Origin of the sequence: Halorussus gelatinilyticus (assembly GCF_023238445.1) — an archaeon.
GTDB classification, from domain to species: domain Archaea; phylum Halobacteriota; class Halobacteria; order Halobacteriales; family Haladaptataceae; genus Halorussus; species Halorussus gelatinilyticus.
This window is the reverse complement of the sequence record NZ_CP096658.1, coordinates 658578-670815: the sequence shown is the minus strand read 5'-3', so window position 1 is coordinate 670815 and position 12238 is coordinate 658578. Positions and strand designations below refer to the sequence as shown.

The window sequence follows — 12238 nt, the reverse complement described above, 5'->3', positions numbered from 1 at the left end:
GGAGAGTACTCGGTCTCGAACTCCTCCGAAGCCACGGAAAGACCCATTACCTCCGACGCCGCAGACTCCACCATGCCCCAGCGCTCCGACCAGCGCACCCGCGACTCGTTCGCGGACGACCTCACCGAGACCCTCCAAGACGACGCCGAGACCGCCGAGCAGGAGACTCACTCGTCGTTCGTCCAGCGCGCCAAGCACCGCGCCGGGAGCATCTTCTCGCCCAAAATCTTCCTCGTCGCGCTCGGTCTGCTCGGCGTCGGGATGTTCGCCGGGAACGCCTTCATTCCGCTCCCGGTGCTGGACAACCTCGCGGGACTCCTCGGCGTCTTCGCCGGCGCGTTCGCCCTCGGTCTCGCCGTCGAGCGCTCGACCGTCCTCGAATCGGCCGCCGCCGGTGCGGTCGCGGCGGGACTGACCGCCCTGCTGGGTAACCTCGCGCTGACGGCGTTCGGCGACGCGGGCGTCCCGCTGGCGGTCTTCGGCGCTGGCACCGGCCTGCTGGCCGGCGCGCTCGGCGCGTACTTCGGCGGCGACTTGCGAAACGGACTGACCGCGGACGTCTGAGAACGAGCCCCGTCCGCCTGCTTCTACTCCGCTAGCTCCCACTCGCCGTCCTCGCCGCGCTCCAGAACGCCCCGCTCCGCGAGTTCGTTCAGCGCGCCCTCCGCGACGCGCTCGGGGACCTCGACCGCGCTGCTCACGTCGCCGACCGTCGCCGCGCCGCCCGCGACGGCAGCTAGCACCTCCGCGAGGAGTCGGCTCTCGCCGTCGCCGTCGAGCGCGTCGCCGAGTCGGTCCTGCACGTCGGCGAGGCGGCCGTGGACCCACCGCTGGGCCAGCGAGAGTTCGCGCTGGAGCTGCTGGAGTTCGTCGAGTTCCGAGGCGAGTTCGGCGGCGCGAGCGGCCGTCTCGCCGTCGCCGTCGCTCTCGGTGGACGCCTCGATTTCGCCGGCCTCGGTCTCACCGGCGTCCGTCGCGTCGGCATCGGTCGCGTCGGCGTCCTCTTCCTCCGCTCCCTCCTCGCCGTCCTCTCCCTTGGTGTCGAATTGGACGTTGAGCGAGACGTAGCGCCACCTGCTCGCGTCGAGGTTCACGCTTGCGGGGTAGGCGCTCTTGACGCCGAACTCGTAGGGCGAGACGTTCACTTCGAGTCGCAGATTGCGGGAGATACTGAAGTACTTGCGGCGCTGGTCGTCGGTGCGACTCTCGACGAGGCCGGCGTCTTCGAGCTTCCGGAGGTGGTCGATGACGGCCTTCGGGCTGACGCCGAGGTACTCGCTAATCTCGGTGACGTAGCAGGGTTTACGCGCGAGCAGACGGAGGATGCGCCTGCGGTTCTCGTTCCCGAGGATGTCGAGTAGCTCGGCGGAGTCCATTCGGTGTCGGGGGTACGCGTCGCGCGCTCAAAAGCGTGTCTTTCGGTCCGGAAACCGACGACGGGAGACGCCTCCGAGAGCGGCCCGTCGCCGGGTCGCACCGCTGGATACTATCGGGCCGCGAAGAAGTCGCCGCCGGCGAACCGACCGACGCCCGCGACGAGCGCCGTGGAGACGCCGTCGATGAGGTCCGGCGTCGTCAGCGTCGCGCTACCGGCGTCGCTCGGCGGGCCGCGGGTGCCGTTCGTGGCGTTGCCGGGGTCGGTGCCGTTTCCGACGCCGATACCGGTTCCGTTGCCGGTCACGTTGCCCACGGGACCGTTGCCGACGCCGGATTCGTTCCCGGCGTCCGCGAGACCCTCGCCGTTTCCGACACCGCTTCGGTTCCCCTCGCCGGCGACACCGTTACCGTTTCCTGCGTTACCGGGCATCGTACCGTTTGCGCCCTCCCCAGCGGCGTTCGCGGCGTTGCCGTTTCCGTTTCCGTTGCCCTCGCCGACGCCGCTTCCGTTGCCTTTACTGACACCGTTTCCGTTGCCTTCGCCCACGCCGTTCGGCGGGCCGCGCTCGCCCTCACCGACGCCGACTCCGGTCACGTTCCGTGCGACCGCGGCGATTTCGGGGCCGGTCAGGTTCTTGGTCTCGCTCCGGAGGTTCCCGAGCGCCTCGACGTTCGCGTTCACTTGCTCCGCGCGGTTGGTCGTCGTGTCGATGGCCGACCGGAGGGCGTCGATTTCCCCGACCAGCCGGCTCATCTTCGCCTTGTACGCGGTCCGGCTGATGTTGCCCGCCTTGCGTTGGGCGACGAGTTCCGCCCGGCGCTGGCGGAGGTCGGCCAGTTCCTTGCGGAGTTGCGACGTCCGGGTCTCGACCAGTTCGACGCGAACCGACTGGTTCTCCGTCCCGTTGAACGCCGCGGTCCACATGCCGGTCTCGACCGCGCCGCCGACCTCGGCGGCGCTCGACTGCATGAACGACGAGATGTCCGTCCCCAGCGACGAGTTAGCGGTCGTGTTGTTCGGGGCGGCCGCGGCCGGGACGGCGGGTCGGGCGTCCGCGAGACCGACTCCGGGGGTCGGCGCGGCGGCTCCGGCGGTCGTCGCTTCGGGGCCGGACGCCGTCGCGCCGGCGGGAACGGCGACGACCAGCGCACCGCTGACGACGAACAGCGCCACCAAGGCGACTCGGTAGAGACTCATTGATTCGTCGTTTAGGGTCCCAGCTTAAAAAGGCCGACATTCGTTCGTTCTGTTCACGAGCCGATTTCGGGCCCGTAAAACCATCCTTAGAGTTTAAAAGCGGACGAGAAGCGCTCTACGAGTGTCGAGAGAACCCCGAAAGCCGGTCGAAGGACCGAGCGGCGACCCCGACCGCCAGAATCGAGAGGGCGACGGTCAGGACGGGCAACAGCAGGTCCGGTTCGTACCGGAGCGGCGGGTGGAGTCCCAGCACGTAGTCGATGGCGTCGTTCGCCAGCAGGGCCGCGAGCGCGGTCGCCAGCGCACCGCGGGTCGTCGCGCCGTAGTACGGCAGGAGCGCGGCCTCGACCACGAACCCGAGGTGGGTCACGACGATGAACCAGTAGGCCCAGAAGGCGTCCGGACTCCACGGCGGGCCGAAGTACGCCGAGAAGCCGAGGTTCAGCGAGACGAACGTCCAGAGGCCGTACTTGACCAGCCACGCGAACGCCAGCGTGTGGAGGTACGCCAGCGCGCGGTTCCGAGGTGCGGCGGCGGCGCGACGCCCCAGATTCGGCAGGAGCGTCGTCAGCGAGAGCGTGACGAGGAACAGCGCGGCGGGCGAGTCGGCGTAGAACGGCCAGAGGTACACCGGAACGTCGGGCAGGGTCTCGACGTAGAACTGGACCCCGACCAGCGTCGCCAGCACGTTCACTGCGATAAGCCACGCGAGGTTCGGTCCGTCTTCGAGGAACTGCCGCGCGACCCGCTCCGGACTTCTCATACGGGCAGACCGGAGCGCCACGCTCTTCAGTCTTCTCAGACCGACCGAACGTCGGGGTCGTCGGGGGTTGCGGGAGGTCGCCGGAAGTTGCGGGAGGTACAGGGTCGCCGAGGGTTGTCGGAGGTCGCCGAGTGCCGGACGCCGGAAGTCGGACGCCAGAAAGTGACACCTCGACGCGGACGACGTGGAGAAGTCGAAGGGTATTAAAAAGTGGTTTTGCACTACTATATAAATCTTGGCGAAAAGTTCATGTGTAAGCGGGATATACGCTAGCTCGTCACATGTTCGCAGAGTTCTCCAGCGGCTACTACCTCGGGCGGCTCTACGTCGAACCGTTCGGGGGTGACCGTGCGGCCATCCGCCGCGACCAGCACGAACAGATAAACGAACAGCTCTACGCCTCGGGCGAGGGCATCGAGCGTCTCGACAGCCCCCTCGTGATGAAGATTGGCAACCGCCACGTCGCGGTCTCCGGCGAGGAGGGCGTCCCGGAGGGGACGCTGGCGCTCCCCGAGGACCTGCTCGAAGACACCGACATCCGGAACCCGCCGAAGCTCAAGGAGGTCCTGCTGGCGAAAGCCGAGCGCGCCGACCAACTCCTCCAGTATCAGGCGGAGCTACCGGGCGTCGGGACGTGACTAAAATTTCTCACTTTCGAAAACAAATTTAACGCCAGGAGCCCCTACGCTCCCGTATGGGAACGTCCGTCTTCGGGAGCGACAACGCTCTCACGTACACGGAAATCCACGCCATAATCCTCGGCGCGGTCGTCGGCGTCCTCGCCGGCTACGCTCACGGCATCGGCCGGACGACGGTAGCGGTCGGCGTCGCCGCCACGTTCGTCGCGGTGGCGCTCGGCCTGAAGTACACCGGCGAGATTCCGGCCGCCCAGCAGACCCTCCGGCGCGAACCGTGGTACGCGCTGGCGGCCTTGGTGGTCGGCGGTGCGGTCGTCCTCGTCGTGGTCTGACCGAATTACGGCGCAATTCGGTCGAATTTTCAAACGAAACCGAGAATCGTGATTGTGACGATGTGTTCGACGCCTGCCGAGAGTGTTCTCACCGAATATGGTCGGTCGTGGGTTCACGAACTTACAAACCACGTCAGAGGAACACTACAACCGACAACTTACGTCTTCACGAAATCGCAGAGCGATACCACGATCTCGATTGGATAGATTCCGGGTCAAGTATCGTGGTACTCCTCCCAGAAACCGGCACGATGGGGGACAAAATAGTCGAGGAACGTAGTTCGGAGTACGTTCTCAAGATGCGTGGCGGTGGTCGAGCAGACAACCCGCCGAACAACAAAATAACGGAATGGGGTCCATTCTATCGAAACGAGGTATTCGGTGAGGTACGAATCTGGCTAGAAGCGAATTCGAGAGGGTATCCGGAACTATTTGCTCCGATAGCCGACTGGGACCGTCAGAACTTCCAGTGGTTGGTGATGGAGAAAGCAAAACTGCCAGAAGACCCAATCCCGGCCATAGAGATTCTCAAGAGGAAGTTCAATCAAAGAGACGATTGGACGATTGACGATGCCGAAGTCGGTGTCCTCGACGACAGATACGTCTTCATCGACTACGGAGAGTTCTGGCTCCGTGACAGTTGGAACGTCTCGGAGGAAAACCTCCTCGGTCGCGGATAGCTTTCTTCGCTACTCGCCCCACTCGCGGGTACGCTTGGCCCGGTCGCCGACCGGTTCCACGTCGAGGGGTTGGTCTCTCGTGTCGAGTGCCTCCAGCGCGGCCGCGGCGCTCGCCTCGGTCGAGAAGTAGGTTATCTCCTCCTCGACCGCGGTCTCCAGCAGGTCGCGGTTGCGCGAGACGATGACGTCGATGTCGCCCTCTAAGACCGCCCGCTCCGCGTGGTCGGCCCATTCCTCGTCCCCGGCCTCGTCGTCCGTCTCGAACTCGTCGGGCGTGACGACCTCGAAGTAGTCGGCGAACTCCGCGGTGCTGAAGTACTCGCCGAAGTCGTCGGTGAGGTCCACCAGGGCGGTGCCCGCGTCGGGAATCGGCTTGCCGGTCGAGTCCTGGGCCTTGTCGTAGGCCTTCCCGAAGGTGTCGGCGGTGCCCATGACCTCGCCGGTCGATTTCATCTCCGGGCCGAGGCGCGGGTCGCTCCCCGGCAGGCGGTCGAACGGGAGGACGACCTCCTTGACGCTGACCTGCTCGGGCACCTGCTCGTCGGCGTCCAGGTCGGCCAGCGACTCGCCGGCCATCACCTTCGCGGCGAGTTTGGCGATGGGGACGCCGGTCGCCTTCGAGACGAAGGGGACGGTGCGCGAGGAGCGCGGGTTGGCTTCGAGGACGTACACTTCGCCGTCCTGCACCGCCAACTGGACGTTCAGCAGCCCCACCGTGTCGAGGCCGACCGCGATGTCTTCGACGACCTCGCGGACTCTGGCGAGGGTGTCGTCGTCGAGCGCGCGGGTCGGAATCATGCAGGCGGAGTCCCCGGAGTGGACGCCCGCCGACTCGACGTGTTCCATGATTCCACCGATCAGCACGTCTTCACCGTCCGACACGGCGTCCACGTCGAGTTCCACCGCGTCGGCGAGGAACTCGTCCACGAGAATCGGCTTGTCGGGCGAGACGCGGACCGCCTCCTCGATGTACTCCTTCAGTTCCTCGTCGTCGTACACCACGTCCATCGCGCGCCCGCCGAGGACGTAGGACGGCCGGACGAGGACCGGGTAGCCGATGTCGTGGGCGAGGTCGAGCGCCTCGGCCTCGCTGGTCGCGGAGCCGCCTTCGGGTTGGCTGATGCCCATCTCGTCCATCAGGCGGTTGAACCGGTCGCGGTCCTCCGCGAGGTCCATCGCCTCGACCGCGGTGCCCAGAATCTCGCAGTCGAGTCCGCGGCGCTCGAGTTCGGCTTCGAGCGGTTCGCCGATGTCCACGGAGGTCTGGCCGCCGAACTGGACCATCACGCCGTCGGCGTTCGTCGTCTCGATGACGTCCGCGACCTCCTCGGCGGTAATCGGCTCGAAGAACAGGCCGTCGGAGGTGTCGTAGTCGGTCGAGACCGTCTCGGGGTTGTTGTTCACGACGTGGGCCTCGATGCCCTGCTCGCGGAGCGCACGGACCGCGTGGACCGAGCAGTAGTCGAACTCGACGCCCTGCCCGATGCGGATGGGGCCGCCGCCGACCACGACGACGCTCTCCACGTCGCGGTCTACTTGCACCTCGTCGCGGCCGAGTCCCGCGCCGGGCCGCCGCGAGGAGTAGTAGTACGGCGTCGAGGCCGCGAACTCGCCGGCGCAGGTGTCCACCTGCTTGAAATCGCGGTCGGGCGCGCTCGACTCCACGTCCTCGATTGCGACGCCCGCGCCGTCGGTCGATTTTTTCGGGGCGTCGGCCGCGTCGGCCGACGCCGTGCCGCCCGCGCTCTCGTCGGGAATCCACGAGGCGTGGGTGTCGTCGAACTCGCCGCCCGCGATGGCGGTGATTTCGTGGTCGGTGAAGCCGCGCTCGGCGGCGGCCTCGAAGTCGCCGTCCTGCGCGGCGACCGCGGCGTCGGCGACGTTCCCGAACCGCTCGACGTACCACTCTTCGATGTCGGTCAGTTCCACGACCTCCTCGACGGTGTAGCCGCGGTCGAACGCCTCGAACATCGCGTAGGGGCGGTCGGGCGTCGGCGATTGGAGGTAGTCGGTTTCGAGCGTGTCGTCGTCGACCGCGGCCCAGTCCACGTCGGGGTCGTACTCCGAGGAGCGAAGCGCCTTCAGCAGGCTCTCCTCGAAGGTCCGGCCGATGGCCATCGCCTCGCCGGTCGATTTCATCGCGGTGCCCAACTCGAAGTCCACGTCGTCGAACTTGTCCTTGGGCCAGCGCGGGACCTTCGTGACCACGTAGTCGATGGCCGGCTCGAAGGCCGCGGTGGTCTGACCCGTAATCTCGTTCTCTATCTCGTGGAGGCGCTTGCCCAGCGCGACCTTCGCGGTCACGCGGGCGATGGGGTAGCCCGTCGCCTTCGAGGCGAGCGCCGAGGAGCGCGAGACGCGGGGGTTGACCTCCACGACGCGGTACTCGCCGCCGGGAGTGCCGTCGTCGCGCCACGCGAACTGGATGTTACAGCCGCCCTGAATTCCGAGGTCGCGGATGACTTCGAGCGCGGCGTCGCGCATCTCCTGGTGGCCGTCGTCGGGGATGACCTGCGAGGGCGTCACGACCGTCGATTCGCCGGTGTGGATGCCCATCGGGTCGATGTTCTCCATGTTGCAGATGATGATGCAGGAGTCCCCGGCGTCGCGCATGACCTCGTACTCCAGTTCGACCCACCCGGAGATGGATTCGGTGATGAGGACCTCGCCGTTGCGCGAGAGGCGCAGGCCCTTCCGGACGCGAACGAGGAGTTCGTCCATGTCTTCGACCACGCCCGACCCCGACCCGCCGAGGGTGTAGGTGGTGCGGGCGATGACGGGGAGACCGCCGACCTCTTCGACCGCGGCCTCGACGCGCTCTTCGAGGTCCTCCTCGGTGATGGCCGAGACTTCCTCGTCGTCGTCCAGCGTGATGGTGGTCGAGCGCGCGACGGGTTGGCCCAACTCGCGCATCCGCTGGCGGAAGAGGTCCCGGTCCTCGGTCGCGTAGATGGTGTCCAGCGGCGTGCCCATGATGTCCACGTCGTACTCTTCGAGGACGCCCTCCTCGGAGAGTTCCGCCGTGACGTTCAGCCCGGTCTGGCCCCCGAGGCCCGCGATGACGCCGTCCGGGTTCTCCTTCCGGATGATTTCGGCGATGGCCTCGGTCGTGATGGGTTCGATGTACACCTCGTCGGCCATCTCCGGGTCGGTCATGATGGTCGCGGGGTTGGAGTTGACCAGCACGACTCGCGCGCCCTCCTCCTGTAGCGCGCGGCAGGCCTGCGCGCCGGAGTAGTCGAACTCTGCGGCCTGTCCGATCTGTATCGGTCCGCTACCGATGAGCAGGATGGTCCGTCCGTCGCCTGCGGTGTCGTCGGTCATCTGTTGGTAGGAGAAAGTTCGCTCATCGTAATAAATCCGACGATGAATTACGAGTTCCGAAATCGAATTTCGAAATTCGTATTTCGGTGTCGGAAGGTCGGACTCCGGACGCCAGCGTCGTATTTCGACCTCGGAGGGCGCTGGCGTACAGTCCTGCGCGCCAGCGCCCGTGCGCTCGCAGAATCAGCCGCCGGGGTCGCGCTCGGTGGACCGTTCGTCGGAACCGCGCTCGGTGACACGACCCACCTGCGAACGCTCGCCCACCCGAACCACTCGTCTGGGTGGATCGAAAGGGGCCGCCCGCTCGCGTGCAACGTGGTCGTTTCCGCGGGCTACTATTTCTGCGCGGGCGGTGCGGAGAGCGCAGAAATATCTCGCGGAGCGACCGCGAGCGGGCGGGGGCTTTCTAAACGGTCTTCTCTGCCGTCCTCGTAACCGATTCCACGGAGATTACGTCTCGTGGCGGGCGGGGGCTCTCGAAGCCGTCTCCACGACGCTCTCGGCGGTGATTCGCTCGGAAACGCCGGTCGTCCCTACGCCACGAATTATCGAAGACGGTTTTACCCATCCCCGACAACCAGAGGCCAATGAGCGCCGACGACACGGCGGCTGACGCCAGCACGCCGACCCCAGAAGACCGTCATGCAAACGCACGCCAGCACGTCGTCGCAGTCGATGCCGACGACAATCCCGAGGAGACCGTCAACCGCCTCGACGCCCACACCGGCGACGGCATCCGCCACCGGGCGTTCACGTCGCTCGTGTTCGACGGCGACGGCAACATCCTGCTCGCCCAGCGCGCGCCGGACAAGCGCCTCTGGGGGACGTGGTGGGACGGCACCGTGGCCTCCCACCCTATCGAAGGCCAGACGCAGGAGGAAGCCACGCGCCAGCGGTTGGACGACGAACTGGGCATCTCGCCCGACCAGTACGACGACCTGCGCGTGACCGACCGCTTCGAGTACAAGCGATACTTCGAGAACGCGGGCGTCGAACACGAGGTGTGTGCCGTGCTGAAGCTGACGCTGGACGACCTGTCGCTCGACCCGAACGAGGAGGAGGTCGCGGGCCTGATGTGGGTGCCCTACGAGCGCCTGCACGAGCATCCCGAGTGGTATCGGCAGTTGCGCCTCTGCCCGTGGTTCGAGATCGCGATGCGCCGCGACTTCGAGTAAGCGCGGAACCGAACCGCGTTTCGCGGCTACTCCTCGCGCCCCGCCAGTCCCGCGAGGTGCCCCGCTTCCTCGACGATAATCCGCTCCACCCCAAGCTCTGCGGCGTCCTCGCTCCCCGGCAGGCAGAAGACGACCGCGCCGTCCACGACGCCCGCCGTCGCGCGCGTGCCGACGACCTTGGTCCCGATGTCCTCGTGGGAGAGCAGGCGGAACAGTTCGCCGAAGCCCGGCAGTTTCTTGTCGAAGAGCGGTTCGACCGCCTCGATTGTCACGTCGTCGGGCGTCACGCCGGTCCCGCCGGTCGTCACCACCGCGTCCACGTCGTCGCGGCCGACCAGCGCGTCCACCGACCCCTGCACGCCGTCGTAGTCGTCGCCGATGAGGTCGCGGCTCACGACCTTGTGGCCCGCGTCTTCGAGGCCCGCGACGATGGCGTCGCCCGACGGGTCGTTCGAGAGGCTCCGAGAGGACGAGACCGTCACGACCGCCGCGCCGAGCGACTCCACGTCGTGAGCGTGGTGGTCGTGAGAGTCGTGGCCGTGCTCGTCGCGGGAGTCGTCGTGACCCGTCTCGTCCGTCGGCGTCGCGTCCTCGCTCGTCCGGTCGGCGTGGCTCTCGTCGTCGTCCTCGTCGTCGTGTCGCCGCGTGTCGCGTGACTGGAAATCGACCATGTGGGAGTATTTGGCAGACGGGGACTTAAATCAACGCCGGCATCGCGATTCCTTCCGGGTTTCTGTCGATTTCGTCCCGTCGGTTCCGGCGGTCGCGCCGCGCTCGCGGCGCGACCGCTCGCAGACCCGAACGGTCAGGATAGCGTCCGCAAAGGAACAGCTACTCTTCGGAGAGAAATACGAAAACGGCCTCCACCGCCTCGCCCGCTCTCAGCCCGACCGCTGGGCCGACCAGACGGCGGTCGCGCCGAGCAGCAGCGCCGGAATTAGCGGCAGGACGAGGTAGGCGAACCGGAACGGCCGGACCGGCGGTAGGACCCAAATCGTCGCGGGAATCACGAGGAAACATAGCGTCATGACGCCGACCAGCACCCACCCGCGCCAGTCCCACTCCTCCGTTCCGCGCTCGACCGGCGCGCCGGGGTGGTCGGGGTCGCCGTCGTAGGGCCGGTCGGGGTTCTCGCCGGCACTCGCACCGTCGTCGCCCCCACCGCTCCGGTCGCGCTGGCGCTCGTCCTCGACGCTTCCGGGTCGGTGGGTGTAGGTGTCTTCGGTCATCCGTCGTACTCGCTGTCGGGCACGACCACGACCTTCCCGAAGCCCTCGCGCTCTTCGAGCATCTCGTGGGCGCGCGCCGTCTCGCTCATCGGCAGGGTCTCCCGGATGCGCGGCTCGAAGGTGCCGTCCCAGACCAGTTCCAGCACGTCGTCCACCTCGCCGGGGTTCGCCATCGTGGAGCCGATGACTTTCAACTGGTTCCAGAAGATGCGATTGATGTCCGTCTCGGGGGTGCCGCCCGTGGTCGCGCCGCAGGTCAGGACCCGGCCGCCCTTGGCCAGACTCGCCAGCGAGTCGCGCCACGTCGCCGCGCCGACGTGGTCAACCACCACGTCCACGCCGCGCTTGCCGGTCAGGTCTCGAATCCGGGACGCGAAGTCCTCGGCCTCGTAGTCGATGGTGTAGTCGGCCCCGACCTCCTCGGCGTACTCCAACTTCTCCTCGGAAGAGGCGGTCGCGTAGACGTTTGCGCCGGCGTAGTCGGCGATTTGCACCGCGGCGTGACCGACGCCGCCCGAGGCTCCGAGAACCAACACGTCCTCGCCGGGCGAGACGTTCCCCCGCGTCAGGAGCATCCGCCACGCGGTCTGGAACACCAGCGGCGCGGCCGCGGCGGTCTCCCACTCGACGCCCGAGGGGACCTCGACGAGGTTGTCCTCGGGCACCGCGGCGCGCTCGCTGTGGACGCCCCGGACGTGTTCGCCGATGATGTGGTAGTTGACGCACATCGAGTACTCCCCGTGGCGGCAGTACTCGCACTTGCCGCAGTAAACGCCCGCCGAGACGGCCACGCGGTCGCCCGGCTCGAACCGGGTCACGTCCTCGCCGACTTCGAGGACGACGCCCGCGCCGTCGCTCCCCGGCACGTGTGGCATCTCTAACTCTACTCCCGGCAGGCCCTTGCGCGTCCACACGTCGAGGTGGTTGAGCGCGCCCGCCTTCACGTCCACCAGTACCTCGTCGCGGTCCGGCGTCGGGTCAGGGAACTCGCCGTAGTCGATGACGCTCCGGTCCCCGTGGTCGCTGAACTGGACGGCCTTCATACCCGACAGGTAGGCTTCGCGGGGTAAAACTGTTCCTCGACGCGGCGAGCGAGCTACCGGTCGGCGACGACTCGCACGTCCTCCGCGACGAACTCGTCGCCGGTCCACCGCCACGACGTGAGCCGAGGAGCGCCACCAGCTAAAGAGAGAATGAGATAGGACCGACCCGGCCACGTCGCCAGTTCGGCGTCGGTCGCGCTCGGTTCGGCCGGACCGCGGGGATGGGAGTGGTAGAACCCCACGACTTCGCGGTCGGCGTCCTCGATGCGCTCCATCAGGTCGAGTTGCTCGCGCGCGTCGATTTCGTACCGGGTTTCGGGGGTCCCGGCGACGTTCTCGGCGGGATGACGGGTCTCGACGCGATGAGTTTCCTCGTCGCGCTCTCCCGCGAGGACGCCACAGATTTCCTCGGGTGCGCCCTCGCGTGCGTGAGCGAGGAGTTCGTCGCGGACCGTCTCGGGGATTCGGAGCGTCGGCAC

13 protein-coding genes are annotated in these 12238 nt (G+C 67.1%); 5 read left to right on the top strand and 8 right to left on the bottom strand.

Annotation, left to right across the window (positions count from 1 at the left end; translation table 11 throughout):
• The first annotated feature begins 72 nt into the window (after positions 1-72).
• Positions 73-564 (top strand): DUF8526 domain-containing protein, encoded by a 492-nt coding sequence (locus tag M0R88_RS03495; RefSeq protein WP_248655579.1) that lies wholly within the window; start codon positions 73-75, stop codon positions 562-564.
• Between the two features lie 23 nt (positions 565-587).
• On the opposite strand, the gene M0R88_RS03490 is transcribed toward M0R88_RS03495, so the two are convergent.
• The 3 genes from M0R88_RS03490 to M0R88_RS03480 all read right to left on the bottom strand — a co-directional run bounded on the left by M0R88_RS03490 (position 588) and on the right by M0R88_RS03480 (position 3338).
• Positions 588-1376, bottom strand: a complete 789-nt coding sequence (locus M0R88_RS03490) for an ArsR/SmtB family transcription factor (protein ID WP_248655578.1) — start codon at positions 1374-1376, stop codon at positions 588-590.
• 110 nt (positions 1377-1486) lie between these two features.
• A complete protein-coding gene (locus M0R88_RS03485) occupies positions 1487-2575 on the bottom strand; it encodes a DUF7096 domain-containing protein (protein WP_248655577.1) in 1089 nt (362 codons plus the stop codon).
• A 115-nt stretch (positions 2576-2690) separates the two neighbouring features.
• Entirely contained in the window at positions 2691-3338 is a 648-nt protein-coding gene (locus tag M0R88_RS03480; RefSeq protein ID WP_248655576.1) for a DUF1405 domain-containing protein, read from the bottom strand.
• Between the two features lie 281 nt (positions 3339-3619).
• Here M0R88_RS03480 and M0R88_RS03475 point away from each other — a divergent pair, with 281 nt between their 5' ends.
• From M0R88_RS03475 to M0R88_RS03465, 3 genes are all read left to right on the top strand, one after another.
• Positions 3620-3976: a DUF5802 family protein gene (locus tag M0R88_RS03475; RefSeq protein WP_248655575.1), complete on the top strand. Its 357-nt coding sequence runs from the start codon at positions 3620-3622 to the stop codon at positions 3974-3976.
• A 56-nt stretch (positions 3977-4032) separates the two neighbouring features.
• Positions 4033-4308, top strand: a complete 276-nt coding sequence (locus M0R88_RS03470) for a hypothetical protein (RefSeq protein ID WP_248655574.1) — start codon at positions 4033-4035, stop codon at positions 4306-4308.
• 224 nt (positions 4309-4532) lie between these two features.
• Positions 4533-4988: a hypothetical protein gene (locus tag M0R88_RS03465; RefSeq protein WP_248655573.1), complete on the top strand. Its 456-nt coding sequence runs from the start codon at positions 4533-4535 to the stop codon at positions 4986-4988.
• 9 nt (positions 4989-4997) lie between these two features.
• On the opposite strand, the gene carB is transcribed toward M0R88_RS03465, so the two are convergent.
• Positions 4998-8312, bottom strand: coding sequence for a carbamoyl-phosphate synthase large subunit (gene carB, locus M0R88_RS03460; protein ID WP_248655572.1), 3315 nt, complete (start codon positions 8310-8312; stop codon positions 4998-5000).
• Positions 8313-8899: 587 nt separating this feature from the next.
• On the opposite strand from carB, the gene M0R88_RS03455 reads away from it, so the two are divergent.
• Positions 8900-9487: an NUDIX hydrolase gene (locus M0R88_RS03455; protein ID WP_248655571.1), complete on the top strand. Its 588-nt coding sequence runs from the start codon at positions 8900-8902 to the stop codon at positions 9485-9487.
• Positions 9488-9513: 26 nt separating this feature from the next.
• Here M0R88_RS03455 and M0R88_RS03450 read toward each other — a convergent pair whose 3' ends face one another.
• The 4 genes from M0R88_RS03450 to M0R88_RS03435 form a co-directional block, all read right to left on the bottom strand.
• A complete protein-coding gene (locus M0R88_RS03450; protein WP_248655570.1) occupies positions 9514-10158 on the bottom strand; it encodes a MogA/MoaB family molybdenum cofactor biosynthesis protein in 645 nt (214 codons plus the stop codon).
• Positions 10159-10368: 210 nt separating this feature from the next.
• Positions 10369-10716 (bottom strand): DUF7977 family protein, encoded by a 348-nt coding sequence (locus tag M0R88_RS03445; protein WP_248655569.1) that lies wholly within the window; start codon positions 10714-10716, stop codon positions 10369-10371.
• Entirely contained in the window at positions 10713-11759 is a 1047-nt protein-coding gene (locus tag M0R88_RS03440) for a zinc-binding dehydrogenase (protein ID WP_248655568.1), read from the bottom strand. Before M0R88_RS03440 ends, M0R88_RS03445 begins: the two co-directional genes overlap by 4 nt.
• Positions 11760-11812: 53 nt before the next feature.
• Positions 11813-12238: a desampylase gene (locus M0R88_RS03435; RefSeq protein WP_248655567.1), complete on the bottom strand. Its 426-nt coding sequence runs from the start codon at positions 12236-12238 to the stop codon at positions 11813-11815.